The sequence below is a fragment of the Pseudomonas sp. M47T1 genome, assembly GCF_000263855.1.
Classification (GTDB): domain Bacteria; phylum Pseudomonadota; class Gammaproteobacteria; order Pseudomonadales; family Pseudomonadaceae; genus Aquipseudomonas.
The window spans coordinates 161,125-183,559 of record NZ_AJWX01000007.1 but is presented as its reverse complement, the minus strand read 5'-3'; the positions used below and the strand labels follow the sequence as shown (position 1 = coordinate 183,559).

Sequence of the window (22,435 nt, the reverse complement as noted above, 5' to 3'; positions counted from 1 at the left end):
AGGCCGGGTTTTTTTTGCTTCGCGGATTGTCGGGCAGCATCCCCAGCGTGCTCGGCTGCGGATCGGCGCGATCTTCGCCGCGGGTAGCTTGCAGCCCCCCAAAAGGCCTATAATCGCGCCCCTCAACGATCCCCCAACGAGTCATGCCCGCCCATGTATAACCTGGCCCGCCAGCTGTTGTTCAAACTCTCTCCGGAAACCTCTCACGACCTGTCCCTGGACCTGATCGGCGCAGGTGGCCGCCTGGGGCTCAACGGCATGCTGACCAAGCAACCGGCGCGCGTGCCGGTGACGGTGATGGGCCTGTCGTTCGACAACCCGGTAGGGCTGGCCGCAGGCCTGGACAAGAACGGCGCTGCCATCGACGGTTTCGCCCAGTTGGGCTTCGGTTTCGTCGAAATCGGCACCGTCACCCCACGCCCACAGCCTGGCAACCCCAAGCCGCGTATCTTCCGCCTGCCCGAAGCCACGGCCATCATCAATCGCATGGGCTTCAACAACCTGGGCGTCGACAACCTGCTCAATCGTGTGCGCGCCTCGCAGTACAAGGGCGTGCTAGGCATCAATATCGGCAAGAACGTCGACACTCCGGTCGAGCGCGCGGTGGATGACTACCTGATATGCCTGGACAAGGTATACCCGCACGCCAGCTACATCACCGTCAACGTCAGCTCGCCCAACACCCCGGGCCTGCGCAGCCTGCAGTTCGGCGAGTCGCTCAAGCAACTGCTGGAAGCCTTGGCCGAGCGCCGCGAATTGCTGGCCGCCCAGTACGGCAAGCGCGTGCCAGTGGCGATCAAAATTGCCCCGGACATGAGCGACGAAGAAACCGTGCAAGTCGCTCAGGCGTTGCTGGGTGCCGGCATGGACGCGGTGATTGCCACCAACACCACCCTGAGCCGCGAAGGCGTTGAAGGCCTGGCCCATGGTGACGAGGCCGGTGGCCTGTCCGGTGCGCCGGTGCGCGAGAAGAGCACCCACATCGTCAAGGTACTGGCCGGCGAGTTGGCCGGGCGCATGCCGATCATTGCCGCTGGCGGCATTACCGAGGGCAAGCACGCAGCCGAGAAGATTGCCGCCGGTGCCAGCCTGGTGCAGTTGTACTCAGGTTTCATCTACAAGGGCCCGGCGCTGATTCGCGAAGCCGTGGACGCCATCGCCGCGCTGCCGCGCCAATAACCGGGGTATAAAAAAGGGGCCCTCTATGGGGCCCCTGGGCTCTCGCCCGCCGCCCGTTGGGGCGCGCATGGTTAATCAGCAAGAATGTGGATGTAAGGGGAAAATCGTCCTCGTTAGCCGACCGCGTGAAGTTCGTTGAGTCTGTGGATGCCCGCAGTGCCGGTCATACCGTCCCAGTTGTCGCCGCGTCCTTCGCGCCAGCCATTGATCCATGCCTGCCGAACTGACGGTAGAGTAAAAGGGCAAAGCTCACGGGATTTGCCATGGATGCCGTATTGGTATCCGCGTAAAAATGCTCGTTCCAACGGATCACGCTTAAGTCTTCTCATAGGGTATTGCCCTCGTTTGTTGACTGTTATGTCCCGTCGGCCTCGTCTGAGGCCGGGCAGAGTCGTTCTGCCGGTTTTTGACGCTCGCTGCCGGCGTGGCGAGCAATGGTGCCGCACCGTTGCGGTGGGGCCTGTAGTGATTTCTAAACAATGCGTTCTTTCCTGTGAACGACCGTTTTGTCATAAGGACGTAACGATTATGGTGTCTGAACGATAAGTAAACGGATGCTTCAACGCGGTTTTTGCGCCAAACCCGGCTATGATCAGCGTTGCAGCACGGTTAATGGGAATGGGCCATCAACCATTGATGGCTAAATGCTTTTCAGTATTAAGCGACGAAGGGTCGTTTTCAGCCCCGTCGATTTGCAGAATTTTTTTCTGCCGGGACGATCAAAGGCTCCTTTGGGGGCCGCAAACGTGTCCTGGCGGTCGACACCACGGTGGTGTCACACGGGCGCTGCCTGGAACGGCGCCTGGTTAAACTCGGGAAGGGTAATGCGTTGCCCTTTCACTTATGGCTCAAGACCCTGGATACCCCATGTCGGATCGTTACGAACTCTTCCTCACCTGCCCCAAGGGCCTCGAAGGCCTGCTTGCTGAGGAAGCCACTGCGCTAGGCCTCGAGGACACCCGCGAACACACCTCAGCCGTACGCGGCATGGCTGACATGGAAACGGCCTACCGCCTGTGCCTGTGGTCGCGCCTGGGCAACCGCGTGTTGCTGGTGCTCAAGCGCTTCGCCATGAAGGATGCCGAAGACCTGTACCACGGCGTGCACGACGTGGAGTGGCAGGACCACCTGCTGCCGGACGGTACCCTGGCGGTGGAGTTCAGTGGCCACGGTTCGGGCATCGACAACACCCATTTCGGCGCACTGAAGGTCAAGGACGCCATTGTCGACAAGCTGCGCACGCCCGACGGCGAGCGCCCCAGCATCGACAAGCTCAACCCCGACCTGCGCGTGCACCTGCGCCTGGACCGGGGCGAAGCCATCCTGTCCCTGGACCTGTCGGGCCACAGCCTGCACCAGCGCGGCTACCGCCTGCAGCAGGGTGTGGCTCCGCTGAAGGAAAACCTGGCAGCGGCCATCCTGGTGCGTTCCGGCTGGCCACGCATTGCGGCCGAAGGCGGCGCGCTGGCTGACCCGATGTGTGGTGTGGGTACCTTCCTGGTGGAAGCGGCAATGATCGCCGCCGACATCGCCCCCAACCTGAAACGCACCCGCTGGGGCTTCAGCGCCTGGCTGGGCCACGTGCCGGCGCTGTGGCGCAAGTTGCACGACGAGGCCCTGGCACGCTCCGAAGCGGGCCTGGCCAAGCCACCGCTGTGGATTCGCGGCTACGAAGCCGACCCACGGCTGATCCAGCCCGGCCGCAACAACGTTGAGCGTGCAGGCCTGAGCGACTGGATCAAGATTTACCAGGGCGAAGTGGCGACGTTCGAACCGCGTCCCGACCAGAACCAGAAAGGCCTGGTCATCTGCAACCCTCCCTACGGCGAGCGCCTGGGTGACGAAGCCAGCCTGCTCTACCTCTACCAGAATCTGGGCGAGCGCCTGCGCCAGGCCTGCCTGAACTGGGAGGCGGCGGTGTTCACCGGCGCCCCGGACCTGGGCAAGCGCATGGGTATCCGCAGCCACAAGCAGTATTCCTTCTGGAACGGCGCGCTGCCGTGCAAGCTGTTGCTGATCAAGGTGCTGCCCGACCAGTTCGTCACTGGCGAGCGCCGCACCCCCGAACAGCGCCAGCTTGAGCGCGAGCAGGCCCAAGAGCAGGCTATCCAGCCAGCAGCCGACCCCTATGCCCGCGTCAACAAGAACGGCAACCCGATCAAGCCGGCTCCAGCCCCGGCCCCGGTGGTGGAGCAGGCGCGCCTGAGCGAAGGCGGGCAGATGTTCGCCAACCGCCTGCAGAAGAACCTCAAGCAGCTGGGCAAGTGGGCCCGCCGCGAGAAAGTCGACTGCTACCGCGTGTATGACGCCGACATGCCCGAGTACGCGCTGGCCATCGACCTGTACCACGACTGGGTTCACGTGCAGGAATACGCCGCGCCCAAGTCCATCGATCCGGAGAAGGCCCAGGCCCGCTTGTTCGACGCACTGGCGGCCATTCCCCAGGCGCTGAACATCGACAAGAGCCGGGTGATCATCAAGCGCCGCGAGCGCCAGAGTGGCACCAAGCAGTACGAGCGCCAGAGCGCCCAGGGCCAGTTCACCGAAGTGCAGGAAGGCGGCATCAAACTGCTGGTCAACCTCACCGACTACCTGGACACTGGCCTGTTCCTGGACCATCGCCCCATGCGCCTGCGCATTCAGCGCGAGGCGGCCGGCAAGCGCTTCCTCAACCTGTTTTGCTACACCGCCACCGCGAGTGTGCACGCGGCCAAGGGCGGCGCGCGCAGCACCACCAGCGTCGACCTGTCGCGCACCTACCTGGACTGGGCGCGCCGCAACCTGTCACTCAACGGTTACTCTGACAAGAACCGCCTGGAGCAGGGCGACGTAATGGCCTGGCTTTCGGCCAGCCGCGACGAATACGACCTGATCTTCATCGACCCGCCGACCTTCTCCAACTCCAAGCGCATGGAAGGCGTGTTCGACGTGCAGCGTGACCACGTGCAACTGCTGGACTTGGCCGTGGCGCGCCTGGCCAAGGACGGGGTGGTGTATTTCTCCAACAACTTCCGCAAGTTCCAGCTCGATGAGCACCTGGGCGAGCGCTATCAGGTTGAAGAAATCAGTGCCCAGACCCTGGACCCGGACTTTGCCCGCAATACCAAGATTCACCGTGCCTGGAAGATTCAGGCCCGATGAGCGGTAACCCGCAGCGGGCCTGACTGTCGTACAGTTTTGCGCGCACGCTGGAAAAGGGCTCCGATGGAGCCCTTTTTGCTGTGCGACCGATCAACATTTTCGCTTGATGGCTCACTAGGCAAACTACTGGCAAATAGCTATAACTGAGCTAAGGCCAATGTGACAACCGAAGCACGCCGGCGTTATGAGTTCCGCTTATGTCGTTGCATGCCGTTCGCCCAAAGATTCTTGGCTTTATCAGTGAAGACGCCTCGGCCTGGTTGATCGCCTCGCTGGCTCTGGCTGCCGGCGCGCTGGTCACCAGCCTGTTGGCCGTTGGCGCGTCCGAACTGTATCAGCGCCAGTTGCGTCAGCGTTTCGAACTGCTGGCCAATGAGCGTTTCAGCCGCATTGAAGAACGCTTCGAGGACCAGACGCAACGTCTGGATGGCCTGCGGCGTTTTTTCAGTTATTCCAACGATGTCACTCGCCACGAATACGATGGTTATGCCGGCCCGTTGCTGTTGCGCACCCAGGCCTATTCCTGGCTGCCCAGGGTGACCGACGCCGGGCGCCAGGCGTTCGAACAGAAGGCGCGGGATGACGGCATCGACGATTTTGTCATTCGCGAACTGGCTGCCGACGGCAGCCTGGTGCCCGCCGCTCGGCGCGACGAGTACTACCCGGTATTGTTCACCCAGTCCCAGACACGGCTGCGCTTGCCCCTGGGCTTTGACGTCAACTCCCAGGGCCTGCGTCACGACACCCTGATGCGCGCCTTGGCCACGGGCGGGTTGTCAGTGACGGCGCCGATCAATCTGGTAGGCGTGAGCGAACGTAACAGCCGTGGCGTGCTGATGGTGGCGCCGGTGCCGGGCAAGGACCACGGGCCGCCGCTGGGTTTTGTTTCCGCGGTCATCAGCATGGGCCAATTGATGGGCGACGGCCTGCCAGCGCAAAGCGACGACAACCTGCACGTGCGCATGCTCGACCTGTCTACCGCCGGCACCCATGAGGTGTTGTACGAGTCAAGCAATACCCCCGCTCCCGAGGCGCTGACCGCCAGCCACCTGCTGCATTTGGCCGACCGTGACTACCAACTGGACATCAGCCCCAGCCCGCTGTTCGCCGAGGCCAACCATACCTCGCCGGTCAACGTGATGGTCATTCTTGGCGCGCTGCTGAGCCTGATGCTCAGCGCCCTGCTGTACAGCCTGGTCAGCCAGCGCCAGCGTGCGCTGAGGCTGGTAGAACAACGCACTACTCAGCTGCGCAGCAGCGAGCAGGCGCTGCGCATCACCCATAACCAGCTGCGCGGCGTGCTCAATGCGGCGACCCAGGTGGCGATCATCGCCACCGACCTGCACGGCCTGATCACCACCTTCAACGCCGGTGCCGAGCGCATGCTGGGTTACAGTACCGACGAGGCGGTGGGCCACTTGACCCTGCAGAACCTGCACCTGAGCGAAGAGCTGGTGGCGCGCGCCTGTACCTTGAGCGCTTATTACGAGCGGGACATCGCGCTGTCCCAGGCCATGTTGGTGGAAACGCCGGGCGAGGGCGGCGACCAGGCGCGCGAATGGACGCTGGTGCGCCGTGATGGCAGCACGGTGGTGGTGAATATGCTGGCCACCACGGTGTTGGACGAGCAGGGACGCTGGATCGGCCACCTGGCCATCTGCATTGACATTACCGAGCGCAAGCGTGTCCACGAGGCGCTGGCGGCCCGTGACCAGTTGCTGCGCAAGCTCAGCGCCGAGGTGCCGGGTGGCATCTATCAATTCCGCCTGGACCCCGATGGCCATACCAGTTTCAGCTGGGCCAGCGATGGCATTCGCGACATCTACGAAATGGAGCCCAGCGAATTGCGCGACGATGGCCGGGTGGTCATGCAGCGCATTCACCCGGACGACGGGGAGCGGGTGCTGGAATCCATTCGCTATTCGGCCGTGCACCAGACGCCCTGGCGCGAAGAGTACCGCGTGCTGCTGCCGCGCCAGGGCCTGCGCTGGGTACGTGGCGAGGCCACCCCCGAACCCATGCCCGGCGGCGGCACCCTGTGGCACGGCTACCTCACTGACATTACCGACCTTAAACGGGTGGAAGAAGAGTTGCGTGCGCTATCGGTTACCGATGTGCTGACGGGCATTCACAACCGCCGCTATTTTCAAGAGCGATTGAAGGCCGAGCTGGATCGTTCCGAGCGTGATCATCTGGATTTGGCGGTGATCATGCTTGATATCGATCACTTCAAGCGTATCAATGATCAGTTCGGCCACGCCGTGGGTGACCACGTGTTGCAGGGCATCTGCGAGAAGATCAGCCACCGTCTGCGCCGTACCGATGTGTTCTGCCGCCTGGGGGGTGAGGAGTTCATGGTGCTGTGCCCGGGCAGCAACGTCGAACAGGCGCATGCGTTGGCACTGGAGCTGTGGCAGGGCCTGCGCCACGCGCCGGTGGAGGGCGTGGGCACCGTCACCGCCAGCTTCGGTGTGGCCGGCTGGCGGCGCGGGGAGGGCGCGGATGCGTTGTTGCTGCGCGCCGACTCGGGCGTGTATGCCGCGAAGCAGGGCGGGCGGGATCGGGTCGAGCCCGAGTTGCCCTGAAAACGACCTGGCGCTGTAACCGCTGCCGCCAGGCTGCACGGTCTGTGCAGCCGCGACGTCAGGGGTTGAGCGACACACCCTGATTCAGCACCTTGGGCTGGCGGTACAGGTCCAGCAGGGCCTGGTCCAGCACCGACGAGGCGCCCCACGGCCTTGGGTCGTTGAGGATGGCCACCACGGCCCAGGTATTGCCGTTGTCGTCACGGCTGAAGCCGGCAATGGCGCGCACGGTGTTCAGGGTGCCGGTCTTGACGTGGCCTTCGCCGGCCAGCGCGGTGGTCTTGAGGCGTTTGCGCATGGTGCCGTCGGTGCCGATGATGGGCAGCGAACTCATGAACTCCGCCGCGTAGGGGCTCTTCCAGGCGGCTTGCAGCATGGTGGCCAGTTCGCGCGCGCTGACGCGTTCGTCACGGGACAGGCCCGAACCGTTCTCCATGACCAGGTGGCTGGCCGGGATACCCTTGCGGGCCATCCAGGCGCGAATCACGCGCTGGGCGGCCTTGGCGTCGTCGGCGTCGGCGTCGGTGCGGTAGCGTGCGCCGATGCTCAGGAACAGCTGCTGGGCCATGGTGTTGTTGCTGTATTTGTTGATGTCGCGAATGATTTCCGACAGGTCCGGGGAAAAGGCCCGGGCCAGCAGCTTGGCATCCTTGGGCACTACTGCTTCGCGGTCACGGCCGGCAATGCTGCCGCCCAGCTCGCCCCAGATGGCGCGCACGGCGCCGGCGGCGTAGGTGGGGTGGTCGAGCAGCGACAGGTATGTCTGCGAGCTGCAGCCTTCGCCCAGGTTGCCACTGACCACCACGCTGATGCCGTCCGCGGCAGTCACCGGGTTGTAGCGTACGTCGCCGCCACACTGCTTGGTGGCCAGCGCCTTGACCTGATTGTCCACGTGAATGCTGGCGATCGGTGGCTCCACCGACACGGAAACCTTGCCGCCGTCGTTGCGGGCCACGAAGCGCAGGGCCTTGAGGTTGACCATCAGAGCGTCCGGACGCACCAGGAACGGCGCGTTCTCGTCGCCGCCATCGTCGTTGAATTCGGGCAGGTTGGGCTGGATGAAGTAGCTGCGGTCCAGCACCAGGTCACCGGTGACCTGTTGCACGCCGTTGGCACGCAGGTCACGCATCAGCAGCCAGAGTTTTTCCATGTTCAGCTTGGGGTCGCCGCCGCCCTTGAGGTACAGGTTGCCGTGCAGCACACCGTTGCTCAGGGTGCCGTCGGTGTAGAACTCGGTTTTCCACTGGTAGTTGGGGCCCAGCAGCTCCAGCGCGGCGAAGGTGGTGATGGTCTTCATGGTGGACGCCGGGTTCACCGACACGTCGGCATTGAACACGGTAGGCGTGCCGGGCGCGCTGAGCGGCACCATCACCAGCGACAGCGAGCTTTCGGGGATCTTGCTGGTCTTGAGGGCCTGGGCCACCTTGGGTGGCAGGCTGGTGTCCACCTGGGCGCCGTGGGCGGGCAGGGCGAGGGGCAGCATCAGGCTGGCAAAAAACAGAGGGCGGAGCGATTTGATCATGGTGTGGAAAACCCTGCGTGCGAGGGGTGATAAAAATGAGGGCATGAAAAGGTGAAAGCCCCCGGACATGAAAGTGTCGGCATTATGCCCCAAGGCATTGGCGCTTTGACCTGAACTGACCACTTATTCATGATTTTTTCGACGCTTGGGCGGGTTTGTCCACAGGAAACGGGCAGTTTCGTGCTGAAACTGCTAAAGTGCCGCGCGTTATTACTCAAGAGGATTGTTTCATGGCCACTAACCGTTCCCGCCGTCTGCGCAAAAAACTCTGCGTGGATGAATTCCAGGAGCTGGGTTTCGAACTGAACCTGGACTTCAAGGAAAACCTGGACGACCAGGCAATCGACGCATTCCTCGACGCGTTCCTGACCCAAGCCATGGACGCCCATGGTCTGGACTACGTCGGTACCGATGACGTGGGCCTGGTTTGCACCGTGCGTCGCGGCTCGGTCAACGAAGAGCAGCGCGCTGCTGTGGAAGCGTGGCTCAAGGGCCGCGACGAGTTGACCAAGATCGAAGTCAGCCCGCTGCTGGACGCCTGGTACCCAGGGAAGCCGATCAACCCGGTTGCCTGAACCAAGCGATACGAAAAAGCCGCTGCCCGCCAGCGGCTTTTTTGTGCGCGCGTTTTACCTCGGGTCCTGCAGTAGCTGCCGCCAGGCTGCCTCTTGCGGCGCGGTGTATCAGGCATTGCACGTCGCCCGTGACGCGGCCTTACGGCCGCTGCTACGCAAACCCGTCAGGCGATCTGCGGGGCCACGCCGGCCTTGGCCAGCACCTGTTCGATGTCCACGGCATCGAGTTGCTGCGCGGGCAAAAATTGCCGGGCGTATTCCATGTACACCCCGCTGCGCAGGAACAGCGCGAACAGTTCGGGGTCGATGTGCGCGTCGCGGCACATGAACGCCATGATGCCCAGGGCCTCGCTGAGGGTCTTGCCCTTCTTGTAGGGACGGTCGGCCGCCGTCAGCGCTTCGAAGATATCGGCAATGGCCATCATGCGCGCCGGCAGGCTCATCTGCTCGCGCTTGAGGCCTTTAGGGTAGCCACTGCCGTCCATTTTCTCATGGTGCCCGCCGGCCATTTCGGCAACGTTCTGCAGGTGGCTGGGGAAGGGCAGGCGGCTGAGCATCAGGATGGTCTGCACCATGTGATGGTTGATGATGTAGCGCTCTTCGGCGGTCAGCGTGCCGCGGCCGATACTCAGGTTGTACAGCTCGCCCCGGTTGAACTTGTGCTGGGGCACTTTCATGTTGAAACCCCAGGGGTTGTCCTCGGGCATGCGCTCGGCGTCCGGGCGCTCGAATAAATGCTCGGGGCGGTCGGCCAGCAGCGGCTCGCGCGCGGGCAGTGGGGCGGCCGGGCTGCGTTCCTGGCGCTTGTTTTCTTCCCACGACACGCCCAGGCGGTCGTCCAGGGTGCGCAACCAGGTACGTTCGGCAATGCGCGCCAGGCGCTCCAGGCTGGCGGCGTCCATGAATTCACCGCCCAGGTTGCTGCGGGCCACGAAGGCAAAGTCGTCGTCCAGCGCCTGCAGTTCGGTATCCCTTCGGCCCGCCAGCGCGGCACCGTCGCCGCCTTCGGCCAGGCGCTGCCAGTAGTCGATCCAGGCGTCGCGCTTGAGCACTTCAAAGCGTGTGCGGATCTCATGGATGCGGTCGTACAGGGTTTCCAGTTTGGTGGCTTTGTCCACCACGTACTCCGGCGTGGTGACTTTGCCGCAGTCGTGCAGCCACGCGGCAATGTGCAGCGCTTCCCACTCTTCTTCGGTGGGCTGGTAGTGGGCAAACGGCGGCTGCTGGCTGTCGGCGGCGGCGCGGGCGAGCATCTTGGTCAGCACCGGTACGCGCTGGCAGTGGCCGCCGGTGTAGGGGCTCTTGGCGTCGATGGCGCCGGCGATGATCTGAATGAAGGCGTCCAGCAGTTGCTGCTGGCGCACTTGCAGGCGCTGACCCTCGATGCTGGCGGCCGCCACGCCGGAAACGGCCTGGATGAACGCAATGCGGTCGGGGCCGAACTTTGCCAGGTCGCTGCGGCTGCCGGTGTCGCGGTGCAGCAGTACCAGCACGCCGATGGTTTCATTGCGGCGGTTGTGCAGGCGCACGCCGATCAGGTCCAGGCGCGGGCTGTCGAGCTTGAGCATGACCGGCTTGAGCTCGCGGGCTTGATCAAAGCCCAGTGACGTCACCACGCTGTTGCGTTGCTCGCTGAGGTCACGCAGCCACTCCGGGGTGTCGGCGCCGCCCAGGGCGTGGCTGGTCAGGCCGTAGTTTTTCACGTTGCGGCGCTTCTCGTTGATGATCAGCCCGCTGGGCTCGACGCGCCCGGTGTCGCTGTCGTACAGGTAGATGATGCCCGCCTGGGCGTGGCTCAGGTTCACGGTTTCCTGCAGCACGCGCTTGAGCAACGGCTCGAATCGGGTCTCGGCGGACAGGCTGGCGGTGATCTCGAAGAAGCTGGCCAGGGTCTGTTTCATGCGGCGCATGGATTCGGTCAACTGGTCCACTTCAAGGACCGGCGAGCGCTGGGCCGGCGGGTGTTTGAAGTTGAAGCTGCGAATCGCATCGGCTTCCTTCACCAGGGCGTAGATCGGCTTGACCAGCAGGCGCGAGGTCAACCAGCCCACCGGCAGGCACAGCAGCAGAATGGTCAGGGTCACCAGCGCGCCTTGCCAGCGCATTCGATAGGCATCGGCCAGCAATTCATCCTCGGGCACCAGCAGGGCCAGTTGCAGGCCGTCGGGGCCACCCTGGTCGATGCTGCTGCGCGACACCACCCAATCACGTCCGGCAGCGTGCAGGCGGTTGTCATCGCCGCTGCCATTGGCCAGCAGCTCGGCCAGTGCCGGGTTGAGTTCGGCCACCTTGACCAGTTCGGCAGTGCCGCTCTGGGTGATCAGGCGCTGGCTGTCGGGATAGGCGACGGCGTTGCCGCCATGGTCGAACAGCGCGATCTGGGTATGGGGAGTGACCCGATGCTTGGCCAGGGTGGCGCTGAGGTCGTCCAGGGTCAGGTCGGCGCCCAGCACCACGTGATCGCTGACGCGCAGGGCCAGGGTGGTACCCACCGCGTGGCTGGAGAAAAACACATAGGGATCAGTGGTGATCTGCCCGCGATCATTGAGTGCACGGCTGAACCAGTCGCGGGTGCGGGGATCGTAAGGCGCGTCGTTGGCTGCGTGGCGGCTGATGGGGTTCAGCGCGCTGTCGTACATCAGTGATTGCTCCAGCACGGTACCTGCGCTGTCATGCTCGATGCTCCACACCTGGTAGGCGGCGTTGGCCGGGGCATCGAAACGCTGCTTGAGGGCGTCGGTACGCAGCGGCCGGACCATGAAAAAGTCGCCGTTGCCGTAGCCGGTATACAGCGAGGCCAGGTTGGGGTTGTCTGCCAGTGACTGCGCCATGGGTTCGAGCAGTGCCAGACGCTGCTCCAGGTTCCCGGCCTGGGCGGCATCGTTGAGGGCCAGCAGGCTCAGCAGATGACGGATAGGCAGGTAGGTATGGTCGATGTCCAGGCGCACATCCTGGTCTATGCGCGAAAACAGAGTCTGGCTGCTGGACAGGATGATCTGCGAGGTCTGTCGGTAGTTGAACAGCCCCAGCACGGTGCCGGTGAGCAGCAACAGCAGGGTGAACATGGCGCTGATATGCACATGCAGCGGAAAGCGGCGTTCTGTGAGCCTGGGCATCGCGAATCACTCCTTGAGGATGCGTTCACCGCCCGCCAAGCATAGTCAAGGCGCGACAGCGTGCAGAGCCTGATCACCGCAGCCCTTGCGGGCCGATAATGGCTAACGGAATGGCCGTTGACAAGCCTGCTGCCTCAGTTGTCGGGCAGGGTTGCCAAGTGCCGTTTCAACGCCCGTTCCAGCGCTTCCATGGCGGTGGCCACCGGTGTCGCCGAAACCGTGCTCGCGCCGTCCTGGCAGGCCTTTTCCAGGGCTTCGCAGGCCTGGGTCAGGGTAGTCGCCGCCACAATCCGCGCAGCGCCCTTGATGCGGTGCGCCAGGTCATGCAGGGCGCTGGGGGTGTCGGCGGCCAGCAATGCCTGGCGGTCGGCCATGCAGCTGTCCAGTACCTGTTGCAACAGCCGTCGTTCAAGCTTGGGTTCGCCGCCGGTCAAGGGCGCCAACTGGCTGAGGTCCAGCACGCCACCATGCAGTTGCACGGCCACCGTTGCCAGTGCCCGGGTCAAGTCGGCCAGGCCCATGGGTTTGAACAGGCAGTCGTTCATGCCGGCTGCCAGGCAACGTTCGCGCTCCTGATCCTGGGCACTGGCGGTATAGCCAAAAATCACCCGCGGCCGCAGCCCTTGTTGCTGTTCCTGCTGGCGCAGGCGCCGGGTCAGCTCGTAGCCATCGATGCCCGGCATGTTGCAGTCCACCAGCAGCACGTCGAACGGGCTGTCCAGTGCAACCTGCAGCCCGCGGTCGCCGTTGTCCGCGGTGGTGGCGCTCAGGCCCAGAAAGTCCAGTTGCTGGGTCATCAGCAAGCGGTTGGCGGGGTGGTCGTCGACCACCAGCACCCGCAGCCCGTGCAGGTTCACGGCGGGCGGGGCCTGGGCGGGCGCCGGGGCCTGCGCGGCCAACTCGTCGGCCACCAGGTTGATGTGCACCTGAGTCCCTTGGCCAGGTTCGCTGTGCAGCTCGATGCTAGCCCCCATCAGGTGGCACAGGTGCTTGCTGATCATCAGCCCCAGGCCGGTGCCACTGCGTGCGCGAGCGCTGTCGGGGTCGACCTGGGCGAACGGCTGGAACAGCCGCTGGCGGTCGGTGCCGGTGATGCCAATGCCGGTGTCGGTGACCTGCACCTGCACCTGCCGAGTGCCGGGCTTGGTACCGGGTGTCATGGTCAGTTCGAGGGTCACCTGGCCCTGGTCGGTGAACTTGATCGCGTTACTGACCAGGTTCGACAGCACTTGCTTGAGGCGCAGCGGGTCCAGCACTACGTCAGGTTGCGGCGTGGTGGGCAGGCGCAGGTGCAACGGCAGGCCCTTGTCGCGCGCCAGGCCTTCGAAGATGCGCGCCACGTCGCTGACCAGGCGTGGCGCCTGGGTGCGTTCCAGCGCCAGCGTCAGGTGCCCGGCTTCGATGCGCGATACGTCAAGGATATCGCCGATCAGCGCCAGCAGGTCTCGCGCCGACGAATAGGCCACCTCGATGGCGCCGCTGTCCAGCTGGTTCTGCTCGGCACGGCGCATGGCCAGTTCGAGCATGCCTATCAGGGCGTTCATGGGGGTGCGAATCTCGTGGCTCATGGTGGTCAGGAACGTGCTTTTGGCCCGGTTGGCCTGGTCGGCCTGGTCCTTGGCCTGGCGCAGGTCTTCCAGGAGCTGGCGGCGCTCGCTGATGTCGATCCAGCCACCGATCACCCCCTGTACCTGGCCAGCCGAATCGCGGTACGGCAGTATCCAGTGGTAAATGCTCAGCAGATGCGAGCCGATGCGCAGGGGGCGGTCCATCACCAGCGGCTCGCCCTGGGCCATCACGTGCAGGTAATCCAGGTGATAGGCACGGGCCTGTTCGGGGTCTGGCAGCACGCCCTGTTGCACGGTCTTGCCGAGCACGTCTTCGCGCCGGGCGTCGAAGGTTTTCAGGTAACTGTCGTTGCAACTGATCAGCAGGCCCGCGCGGTCACGCACATAGATCGGGTGAGGGGTGCCGTCCACCAGCGTGCGCATGAACTGGAACTGGTCGCTCAGGGCGCGCTCGGCACGCAGTCGTTGGCGAATCTGGCGTTTCATGTACAGGATCCACAGCAGCGATACGCTCAGCAGCAGGGTGGCGCCGGCGACGATCTGCAGGATCAGGCGATGATAATTGCGCCAGTAACCTGTGCCCCCTGGCGCGTAGTTGCGCCAGCGGGCGATGAGGGCGGTCATTTGCGCCGGGTCGATGCTCAGCAGCGCTTTGTCGAGTATGGACGCCAGTTCCGTGGCCTCATGGGCCGTGGCCAAGACAAAGGTGGCCGGGACGGAGCCCACCGTGCTGCGAATTGCCAGGCGGTCCTGAAACAACGGCGAGGCCAATAGGTGGCGGGCCACCACCAGCGAGCTGACGGCGCCCTCGACCTGGCCCTGGGCAAGCCGGTCCAGGCTGGCAAAGCCGTCGTCGGTTTGTTCTAGCTGCACGTGGGGAAAGTGTTCCTGCAGCCAGGGCACCAGCGGGTTGCCGCGGGTAATGGCCAGGCGGCGGCCGTCAAGGTCGCCCAGGTCGTTCAAGCGGCTGTCCTTGGCGGTCAGCAGCACGAAGGAATTGCTCAGGTAGGGGCGGCTGAATTGCAGGCGCTGTTCGCGCTGGTCGCTGGGAATGATGGCCGCGACCAGGTCGGCGTTGCCCTGGCTGACACGGGTGAGCATGTCGTTGACGCCGGTGGCGCGTTGAATCTCGAACTGCAGCCCGGTGCGCAGGCGGATCAGTTCCAGCAAGTCGGCGCTGATGCCGCGCAGGTTACCGTAGCGGTCGAAAAACGTCAGCGGCGCGAACGAGTCGTCTACCACTACCCGCACACTGGGGTGCGTGGCCAGCCAGCGCTGTTCCTGGCGGCTCAATTGCAGTTTGCGGTCGGTGAGCAACAGGTCGCTGGCTCCGCTCCAGCGCTGGAAGATAGCCTGGCGCTGGCTCACGCTCACGTCATCCAGTGCCTGGTTGATCCGGGCCAGCAGGGCGGGGTTGTCACGGCGCACCGCGAAACTGAAGCCCGATGCCTCGTCGCGGCTGAAGTTGGCCATGTGCACATTGTTCAGCAGGCCCTGGTCCATTTGGTAATGGGTGGAAATGGTGTCGCCCAGAAAAACGTCGGCCTGCTCGAATGCTACCGCGTTCAGGGCATTCTGATAGGACGGGTAGTACTGCACGATCGCCTCGGGGTAGTGGGCCTTGATGTAGGCGGCGGGCAGGTAGTGGTTGACCACGCTCAGGCGGCGCCCCGCCAGGCCGTCATCCAAGGGGCGGTCGTCGTCTGTGCGGGTGACCAGCACCGGGCGGTCCACAGCGTAGGCGCTGCTCAGGGCCAGTTGCGGTTGCACGGCCTCGTAGCCGTTGGCACTGGCCAGCAAGTCGATGCGCCCGTCGCGCAGCGCGTCGATGGCCTGGTCACGGCTGGGGTAGCGCTGCACGGCTATCGGGCGGCCCAGCGCATGGCCCACCAGAGTGGCATAGTCGGCGCTCAGGCCTTCGTACTCTTGGGCCGTGCTGATGTCGAACGGTGGGTAATCAGGCGCCGAAACGCCCAGGCGCAACGGTGCGCCGTTGTCACCCGAGCGAGACGGGGTGAGTGTGGGGGCAGCGTCGTGGCTGCGCAGTACCAGCCACTGGGTGTGCTGTGCTGCAACTGCATCGACGGCGATGCACAGAAAGCTGCAGCAAAGGGCCACGCGGCGGGTGAGTTTATTCATACAAGGGCATTGCGTTTGGCAATTTCAATCAGTTCAACCAATGAAGCCACTTGCAGTTTCTGCATCAGTCGTTTCTTGTAGGTGCTGACGGTCTTGTTACTGAGAAACATACCCTTGGCGATTTCCTTGTTTGAACGCCCTTGGGCAAACAGTTGCAAGACCATCAACTCACGGTCGTTGACGGCCTTGAAGCGTTCTATTTCATTGCGCCCGCAGTCGTCCAGGTTCGGAGGGTTGAGGGCCTCGCTGGGGAAGTAGTTATAACCGGACATCACCGCCTTGATGGCGCTGCTCAGTTCCCCCAGGGCTTCCTGTTTGCACACGTAACCGGCGGCGCCCGACTGCATGCAGCGAAAGGTGAACAAGGCCGGTGTCTGCGCGGTGAGTACAAGAATTTTCGGGCCGATGTTCATGGTCTGGAAGCGTGCAAGCACTTCCAGGCCATCCAGACGCGGGATGCTGATGTCGAGAATGATCAGGTCCGGCGGGTTCTCGCGGATGATCTGCATGGCGTCGACGCCGTTGTCACATTCGCCGATCACGGTGTAGCCCTCTTTTTCCAGCAGGAACCGTACGGCGAGGCGGATGACCGGATGGTCGTCAACGATAAAAGCGGTGCTCATAAATAACTTTCCCATACAGGCGACGAAGAAAAAGCGCACATTAGCCCAGTTGCAGAGGGTGGCATATGAAGAAAGATAGCCGTCTGCGCCATATAGGAAACTTCCTACAGAAATTGTAGTTTAAGAATACAGCTAAAAGCGTTTTTCTAGGGTGTCAAGGTAATAGTGTGATGGCTTTGTGACGGAATGAAAGTGTATTTTCACAAGCGGTAAAGTTGTATGTAAATATTCACTTAGTGGGGGGTGTGTTCGCCAGCGGCGCGTGGGGCCTGAAGTTTCTAGTATAGGTCTTACACGCTTGAAGGGATTTCCCTTACAGCTGCGACAGATTATTCCCCGGGCAGGACGGTGCCGGCGAGAGGACGCTTCTGAAAGTATCGTAGGTTTTTTCCGAAGGTGATGCAGGGGAGGGTGGCCCCCGTCTGGGGCCACCGCTGCAGGTCACTGCGGACTGGAGCGGCCGGTCATTTCCCGTGCCATCTCACTGGCATAGCTGTCGGTCATGCCGGCGATGAAGTCGATCATGCGCAGGAACGAGGCATGCAGCGAACCGTCAGGGTTGGGGGCGCTGTTGCCGAGCAGGTCGAGAATGCGCCGGTTCTTGAATGAGGGCTGCTGGCCGCCGTGCTGTTCCAGCGCGGCGCCACACAAGGCGTTGAGGAGGATTTCCAGGGTGGTGTAGGCGCCGATTTCGTGCAGGGTCTTGCGCTTGTCCTGGAAAATTTTCTTGCGCGCCATGTCCTTGGCACTGAGCACGCAGCGCTTGGCCGGGCCGTGCATGTGTTCCACCAGGTCGCCCTGCAGGGTGCCGGCCAGCAGGGCGTCCTGTTGCTCGACGAAGGCCCGTGCGGCGGCGTTGGTCAGGTGCTCGATGGCCTTGCCGCGCAGGATCGCCAGTTTGCGCCGGCGTGAATCCAGCGGTCCCAGTTGGCGGTAGGTTTCCGGCAAGTCGTCGCCCACCAGGCCCAGCAGCAGCGATTCGACTTCGGCGTAGTCGAGCAAGTCCATTTCCAGGCCGTCTTCCAGATCGATCAGCGCGTAGCAGATGTCGTCGGCGGCCTCCATCAAGTACACCAATGGGTGCCGCGCCCAGCGCTGGTCTTCCAGTTGTGGCAGGCCCAGTTTGTGGGCGATCTGCTCAAGCAACGGCAACTCGCTCTGGTAGCAGCCGAACTTGTGCTTCTTGTAGCCCAGGGAGTCGGCATGGCGAGCGGTCCACGGGTACTTCAGGTAGGTGCCCAGAGTGGCGTAGGTCAGGCGCATGCCACCGTCGAACTGGTGGTATTCGAGTTGGGTGAGCACGCGAAAGCCCTGGGCGTTGCCTTCGAAATTGAGGAAATCGTTTTGCTGGGTCGGGGTCATGCCGTCCAGCCAGCCGCGGCCCGCGGCCTGCTGGAACCAGTGGCGAATGGCGTCCTCGCCGGAATGGCCGAAGGGCGGGTTGCCAATGTCATGGGCCAGGCACGCCGACTGCACCACCATGCCCAGGTCGCTGGGTTCGCACCAGCTGGGCAACTGGTCGCGCAGGGTTTCACCCACGCGCATGCCCAGCGAACGGCCCACGCAACTGACTTCCAGCGAATGGGTAAGGCGCGTGTGAATGTGGTCATTGCTGGTCACGGGGTGCACTTGGGTCTTGCGGCCCAGGCGGCGGAAGGCACCGGAGAAAATGACCCGGTCGTGGTCCTTGTGAAAGGGGCTGCGGCCCAGCTCTTCAGGGCTGTGCAGGATCTTGCCGAGACGTTCGCGGTTGAGCAGGGTAAGCCAATCCAAGGCCGAATCTCCTGAAAGCGTGATTGAGCTTGAGCTTCGGGGTTTGGCGGGATTCGTGCAAGTTTTAATGGTGTTTCAACCACGCCGCTGCCGCCAGGCTACGTGGATACCTCAGCCCAGCTGCGCCGCGTCTACGTCAATCAACAGCAGGCGCTGGCCGTTATCAAAGAACTGCCCGGCGGTGAGGCAGTACTGGTTGCTAGTAGCGTCGCGGTAGGTGTTGGACAGGATCAGGCGGCGCTCGTCCCAGCCTTCTGCCAGCAAGTGGTAGAAGTAGGGGCGCCAGGACCAGTTGTGGCCCAGGTAGCTGGGGTCGGCGTGCCAGGCGTTGTGGCGCCATTCCATGTTCGGCGTCAGTTGCGTGCCGTGGCGGTCGCACTGGTAGAAGCGCAGCAGCCAGGGGTAGGCGTCCAGTTGCGGCAGTTCGCTCAGGGGCGCGCCCGCCTGGGCCCAGGGGTGCAGGATGGCCATCAGCTTGATCAATTGTTGGCGCAGGTTCATCAGCCGGGCGCGCTCGCCCAGTTTCTGTTGCACGTAGCGCTCGCGCAGGGCAGCAAAGCGGGCGACGAAGGCATCGGTGGGGAAAAAGTGCGGTTCGGCGCGGGCGAACAGGTAGCCCTGCACGTAACGCGAACCGCACTCCAGGGCGAAATTGAGCTCGGCTTCGGTTTCCACGCCTTCGGCAATGATCCAGCAGCCGGTCTTTTCCGCCATCTGCGCCAGGGCCTTCACCACTTCGCTGCTGGGGCCGCCGCGGGCCGCGGCCTGGAACAGGCGCATGTCGAGCTTGAGAATGTCCGGCTGCAGCGCCAGCACGCGGTCAAGCTGGGAGTAGCCGGCGCCAAAGTCGTCGATGGCGATGCGCGCCCCGGCCTCGCGGTAGCGTTGCACCACCTGGCTAAGGCGACGGCTGTCACCGCCCAACTCGGTGATTTCAAATACCACCCGTTGCGGCGCAACGCCATGGCGCTGCAACTGGTTGAGGCTGGGCAGCGGTTGGTCGTCGCGCAGGCGGCTGATCCAGCGTGGCGAGATATTGAGGCTCAGGAACCAGTCTTGAGGCGCTTCGGCCAGGCGGCCCAAGGCATCGCCGCGGATCTGCCGATCCAGGCGCCGCAGTGCGGCTGGCAGGGTGCGAGGGTCGGCAAACAGCGGTCCTACCGATTGCACCTGACCGTCGGCCTGGCGCAGACGGCCCAAGGCTTCAACGCCGGCGATGCGGCCGGTGGCGGTGTCGATGAACGGCTGAAACCAGGCGAGCGGTTGCCCGTCGAACACGGCGACTCCTCAGATGGCGTGTGGCGAGACTGACCGCTCTTGCAAGAATGTAGCCAAATGATGGCACTAATCTTTTCGTTGCAGTGCGAGTTTGATCAATGGCATCAGGCTCGTGCCTAGCCGTACCAGGCGGGTAAGGCCGCCCACACCGTTGCTCTTGGCGCCCTTGCCGGTCAAAAAGCCCAGCAGCACAACCCCGGCCAGGCCCCATAACGGTGCATGCTTGATGCCCAAGCCGTCCTGCACGGATTGGCCCATGCCGCGCAACCGATTCAACGGGTTGACCAGCTGGCCCGACTCGTGGCGAATTTCCTGGCGGTGCATTTCCATGCGCAGGCGGATCAACGCCTTGCGCATTTCGCGCCGCGACTGGTTCTGTGGCAGGTTGGGTGCACTCATGGCAACAGGCGCTCCCGGTCGTTGGCCAGCTCTTCAAGGGTGCCGCTGAACGGCGAAGATTCGTCGAAGATCGCTGCCTTGAGGCGCATGGCACAGAACAGCCCGGCCAGCAGGTAGAACAGGCACAAGCCGATCATGCCCACCATGCGGTAGTTGTCCCACAGCAAAATCAGGATCAGCCCCGACAACGCCACCAGCGCCAGCAAAGCGAACACCAGCGCCAGGCCGGCAAACAGCAGCAGGCTCAGGGTACGTGATTTCTGTTCTTGCAATTCAATGCCGAACAGCTCCACGTGGCTGTGCAGCAGCCCCAGCAGAGCCGCGCCCAGGCGCCGCGACGACGGCCCGGCGGCCGTCGATTTCGAATCCATGTCCAAAGCCATGGGTCAGCGCCTTGTGGCCAGCAGGCCGATGAGAAAGCCCACGCCGGCCGCGATGCCGATGGACTGCCAAGGGTTTTCCTGCACGTATTCCTCGGTTTTGGCCACGGCGGCTTCGCCCTTGAGGCGCAGCGACTGTTCGGTGGCCTTCAGGGTTTCGCGGGCGCGCAGCAGGCTGTCGTGAATTTGCTCGCGAAGCTCGTCGGCCTGATCGCCCGCCAGGGTCTTGGTGTGGTCCAGCAGTTTTTCGGTGTCGCGCACCAACGTCTGAAAATCAGCCATCAGTACGTCTTGCGCAGTCTTTGCCGTGGTGCGGGCCATGATGCTCTCCATTGTGGGCGTCTGGTGTTTCGAGTAGCCAGGGTTTCTGAAGGTTCCTTCACGATTGTCTGGTACAGCTTTTGCTTTTACTTGGTGCATAACAGCGGGCACGTGCGCCGAATCGGCGCGCCAGAGCCTGCGCTCGGTAAAGAACCTTAACCCAAACGAAATAACCCCGAGGAAAAATTACCACGCAGTCGAATAATGAGCGTACTCGCCGTCCCATATTGGTGCGGTGACTCATCGGTCGACCTGCTTTGGTGCTCTTTTTCCTGATCTCAGGTCTGCCTTCTCGATGGATAATCTGCAAAGCGCCGTGCAAACGTTGATTCACGGCTCCAACACCCTGTTCCTGCTGATGGGCGCTGTCATGGTACTGGCCATGCACGCCGGTTTTGCCTTCCTGGAAGTTGGCACCGTTCGCCAGAAGAACCAGGTCAATGCCCTGTGCAAGATCCTCAGCGATTTCGCCGTGTCGACCCTGGCCTATTTCTTTATAGGCTACTGGATCGCCTATGGCGTGACGTTCATTGCCCCGGCCAGCGAATTGAGCGCCGACCATGGTTATGCGCTGGTGAAGTTCTTCTTCCTGCTGACCTTTGCCGCGGCGATTCCGGCGATCATTTCCGGCGGCATCGCCGAGCGGGCGCGCTGTGTGCCGCAGTTGTGCGCCACCACCTTGATCGTCGCCTTTGTCTACCCATTCTTCGAAGGCATTGCCTGGAACGGCAATTACGGCGTGCAGCCGTGGTTGCTTGCGCATTTTGGCGCCACCTTCCATGACTTCGCAGGTTCCGTGGTGGTGCACGCCATGGGTGGTTGGCTGGCATTGGCTGCGGTGCTGTTGCTGGGGCCGCGTCAGGGACGCTACCGTGATGGGCGCCTTGTGGCGTTTGCGCCGTCGAACATTCCGTTCCTGGCCCTGGGCTCGTGGATTCTGATGGTGGGCTGGTTCGGCTTCAACGTCATGAGCGCCCAGAGCGTGGCAGGCATGAGTGGCCTGGTGGCGATCAATTCGTTGATGGCCATGGTGGGCGGCACCATCGCTGCCCTGATCGTGGGCCGCAATGACCCCGGCTTCCTGCACAACGGCCCGCTGGCCGGGCTGGTGGCGGTGTGCGCCGGCTCCGACCTGATGCACCCGGTGGGCGCGCTAGTGACCGGCGCTATCGCCGGCGCGCTGTTTGTTGGCTGCTTCATTGCCGCCCAAGGCAAATGGAAAATCGATGACGTGCTGGGTGTGTGGCCCTTGCACGGTATCTGCGGCGTGTGGGGTGGGGTGGCGTGCGGAATCTTCGGCCAGAAGGCCCTGGGCGGCATCGGCGGTGTGAGTCTGAGCGTGCAAGTGCTGGGCAGCCTGGCGGGCATCGTTGTGGCACTGGTGGGCGGCTTCGCCGTGTACGGCGTGCTCAAGCTGGTGTGCGGTATTCGCTTGAGCCAAGAGCAGGAGTATTACGGTGCCGACCTGTCGTTGCACAAGATCGGTGCCGTGAGCCACGACTGAAATTCGCGGCTCGACGACCATTGGCGCGGGGTTTTAAAATGGTCGTCATCGTGTGAACAACGGTATCCGCCCCATGCCTGCCGAATGCCAATTGCTGGGAACCCCGGGTTGTCACCTGTGCGAGTTGGCGGAGTTCGAACTCATGCCATTGGTTGAGCACGGCCTGCAGGTGGAGCTGATTGATATCGCTGAGTATTCACCGCTGTTTGACCTGTATGCAATGCACATCCCCGTGCTGCGCCGCGTCGACACCGGTGCCGAACTGCGCTGGCCGTTCGACACCGACCAGGTGGTTGCCTTCGTTCGCTGACCGGTGCAGGTTTTCCCGCTGC

Annotated in this window: 16 protein-coding genes; 6 read left to right on the top strand and 10 right to left on the bottom strand. The window is 63.2% G+C overall.

The features are described from left to right. Positions 1–153: 153 nt before the first annotated feature. Positions 154–1,179 carry a quinone-dependent dihydroorotate dehydrogenase gene (locus PMM47T1_RS10735; protein ID WP_008368462.1) on the top strand — a complete coding sequence of 342 codons (1,026 nt, stop codon included), beginning with the start codon at positions 154–156 and terminating at the stop codon, positions 1,177–1,179. Positions 1,180–1,292: 113 nt separating this feature from the next. Here the strand turns inward: PMM47T1_RS10735 and rmf are convergent, their stop codons facing one another. After that, the gene (rmf, locus tag PMM47T1_RS29040) at positions 1,293–1,508 is read right to left on the bottom strand and encodes a ribosome modulation factor (RefSeq protein WP_008368461.1); all 216 of its coding nucleotides are present in this window, start codon (positions 1,506–1,508) and stop codon (positions 1,293–1,295) included. Between the two features lie 538 nt (positions 1,509–2,046). On the opposite strand from rmf, the gene rlmKL reads away from it, so the two are divergent. Next, complete coding sequence (gene rlmKL, locus PMM47T1_RS10730) at positions 2,047–4,320, top strand: bifunctional 23S rRNA (guanine(2069)-N(7))-methyltransferase RlmK/23S rRNA (guanine(2445)-N(2))-methyltransferase RlmL (RefSeq protein WP_008368460.1); 2,274 nt, start codon at positions 2,047–2,049, stop codon at positions 4,318–4,320. Between the two features lie 197 nt (positions 4,321–4,517). Beyond that, on the top strand, positions 4,518–6,905 hold the full coding sequence (locus PMM47T1_RS10725) for a sensor domain-containing diguanylate cyclase (RefSeq protein WP_008368459.1): 2,388 nt from the start codon (positions 4,518–4,520) through the stop codon (positions 6,903–6,905). Between the two features lie 58 nt (positions 6,906–6,963). On the opposite strand, the gene dacB is transcribed toward PMM47T1_RS10725, so the two are convergent. Next, positions 6,964–8,427: a D-alanyl-D-alanine carboxypeptidase/D-alanyl-D-alanine endopeptidase gene (dacB, locus tag PMM47T1_RS10720; protein ID WP_008368458.1), complete on the bottom strand. Its 1,464-nt coding sequence runs from the start codon at positions 8,425–8,427 to the stop codon at positions 6,964–6,966. Between the two features lie 230 nt (positions 8,428–8,657). Between dacB and PMM47T1_RS10715 the strand changes: the two genes are divergently transcribed. Then, complete coding sequence (locus PMM47T1_RS10715; RefSeq protein ID WP_008368457.1) at positions 8,658–9,002, top strand: YggL family protein; 345 nt, start codon at positions 8,658–8,660, stop codon at positions 9,000–9,002. Between the two features lie 164 nt (positions 9,003–9,166). On the opposite strand, the gene PMM47T1_RS10710 is transcribed toward PMM47T1_RS10715, so the two are convergent. The 8 genes from PMM47T1_RS10710 to PMM47T1_RS10675 form a co-directional block, all read right to left on the bottom strand. Continuing rightward, entirely contained in the window at positions 9,167–12,118 is a 2,952-nt protein-coding gene (locus tag PMM47T1_RS10710; protein ID WP_008368456.1) for an HD domain-containing phosphohydrolase, read from the bottom strand. A 134-nt stretch (positions 12,119–12,252) separates the two neighbouring features. Beyond that, entirely contained in the window at positions 12,253–15,825 is a 3,573-nt protein-coding gene (locus PMM47T1_RS10705; RefSeq protein WP_008368454.1) for a transporter substrate-binding domain-containing protein, read from the bottom strand. Then, a complete protein-coding gene (locus tag PMM47T1_RS10700) occupies positions 15,822–16,448 on the bottom strand; it encodes a response regulator transcription factor (RefSeq protein ID WP_008368453.1) in 627 nt (208 codons plus the stop codon). The genes PMM47T1_RS10705 and PMM47T1_RS10700 overlap by 4 nt, the downstream gene beginning before the upstream one ends. Before the next feature lie 441 nt (positions 16,449–16,889). Further along, on the bottom strand, positions 16,890–18,221 hold the full coding sequence (locus tag PMM47T1_RS10695) for a deoxyguanosinetriphosphate triphosphohydrolase (protein ID WP_008368452.1): 1,332 nt from the start codon (positions 18,219–18,221) through the stop codon (positions 16,890–16,892). A 111-nt stretch (positions 18,222–18,332) separates the two neighbouring features. After that, complete coding sequence (locus tag PMM47T1_RS10690) at positions 18,333–19,499, bottom strand: EAL domain-containing protein (protein WP_008368451.1); 1,167 nt, start codon at positions 19,497–19,499, stop codon at positions 18,333–18,335. A gap of 66 nt (positions 19,500–19,565) precedes the next feature. Continuing rightward, positions 19,566–19,898 carry a hypothetical protein gene (locus PMM47T1_RS10685; protein WP_008368450.1) on the bottom strand — a complete coding sequence of 111 codons (333 nt, stop codon included), beginning with the start codon at positions 19,896–19,898 and terminating at the stop codon, positions 19,566–19,568. Beyond that, complete coding sequence (locus PMM47T1_RS10680; protein WP_008368449.1) at positions 19,895–20,269, bottom strand: phage holin family protein; 375 nt, start codon at positions 20,267–20,269, stop codon at positions 19,895–19,897. The genes PMM47T1_RS10685 and PMM47T1_RS10680 overlap by 4 nt, the downstream gene beginning before the upstream one ends. A 15-nt stretch (positions 20,270–20,284) precedes the next feature. Continuing rightward, positions 20,285–20,599 (bottom strand): DUF883 family protein, encoded by a 315-nt coding sequence (locus tag PMM47T1_RS10675; RefSeq protein WP_008368448.1) that lies wholly within the window; start codon positions 20,597–20,599, stop codon positions 20,285–20,287. A 295-nt stretch (positions 20,600–20,894) separates the two neighbouring features. Between PMM47T1_RS10675 and PMM47T1_RS10670 the strand changes: the two genes are divergently transcribed. After that, complete coding sequence (locus tag PMM47T1_RS10670; RefSeq protein WP_008368447.1) at positions 20,895–22,103, top strand: ammonium transporter; 1,209 nt, start codon at positions 20,895–20,897, stop codon at positions 22,101–22,103. Between the two features lie 73 nt (positions 22,104–22,176). Continuing rightward, entirely contained in the window at positions 22,177–22,413 is a 237-nt protein-coding gene (locus PMM47T1_RS10665; RefSeq protein ID WP_008368446.1) for a glutaredoxin family protein, read from the top strand. Positions 22,414–22,435: the final 22 nt, after the last annotated feature.

What these genes read in the sequence shown, in the direction of transcription:
- PMM47T1_RS10735 (WP_008368462.1), top strand. Translation starts at nt 154, where the DNA reads ATGTATAACCTGGCCCGCCAGCTGTTGTTCAAACTCTCTCCGGAAACC.
- rmf (WP_008368461.1), bottom strand. Translation starts at nt 1,508, where the DNA reads ATGAGAAGACTTAAGCGTGATCCGTTGGAACGAGCATTTTTACGCGGA.
- rlmKL (WP_008368460.1), top strand. Translation starts at nt 2,047, where the DNA reads ATGTCGGATCGTTACGAACTCTTCCTCACCTGCCCCAAGGGCCTCGAA.
- PMM47T1_RS10725 (WP_008368459.1), top strand. Translation starts at nt 4,518, where the DNA reads ATGTCGTTGCATGCCGTTCGCCCAAAGATTCTTGGCTTTATCAGTGAA.
- dacB (WP_008368458.1), bottom strand. Translation starts at nt 8,427, where the DNA reads ATGATCAAATCGCTCCGCCCTCTGTTTTTTGCCAGCCTGATGCTGCCC.
- PMM47T1_RS10715 (WP_008368457.1), top strand. Translation starts at nt 8,658, where the DNA reads ATGGCCACTAACCGTTCCCGCCGTCTGCGCAAAAAACTCTGCGTGGAT.
- PMM47T1_RS10710 (WP_008368456.1), bottom strand. Translation starts at nt 12,118, where the DNA reads ATGCCCAGGCTCACAGAACGCCGCTTTCCGCTGCATGTGCATATCAGC.
- PMM47T1_RS10705 (WP_008368454.1), bottom strand. Translation starts at nt 15,825, where the DNA reads ATGAATAAACTCACCCGCCGCGTGGCCCTTTGCTGCAGCTTTCTGTGC.
- PMM47T1_RS10700 (WP_008368453.1), bottom strand. Translation starts at nt 16,448, where the DNA reads ATGAGCACCGCTTTTATCGTTGACGACCATCCGGTCATCCGCCTCGCC.
- PMM47T1_RS10685 (WP_008368450.1), bottom strand. Translation starts at nt 19,898, where the DNA reads ATGAGTGCACCCAACCTGCCACAGAACCAGTCGCGGCGCGAAATGCGC.
- PMM47T1_RS10680 (WP_008368449.1), bottom strand. Translation starts at nt 20,269, where the DNA reads ATGGATTCGAAATCGACGGCCGCCGGGCCGTCGTCGCGGCGCCTGGGC.
- PMM47T1_RS10675 (WP_008368448.1), bottom strand. Translation starts at nt 20,599, where the DNA reads ATGGCCCGCACCACGGCAAAGACTGCGCAAGACGTACTGATGGCTGAT.
- PMM47T1_RS10670 (WP_008368447.1), top strand. Translation starts at nt 20,895, where the DNA reads ATGGATAATCTGCAAAGCGCCGTGCAAACGTTGATTCACGGCTCCAAC.
- PMM47T1_RS10665 (WP_008368446.1), top strand. Translation starts at nt 22,177, where the DNA reads ATGCCTGCCGAATGCCAATTGCTGGGAACCCCGGGTTGTCACCTGTGC.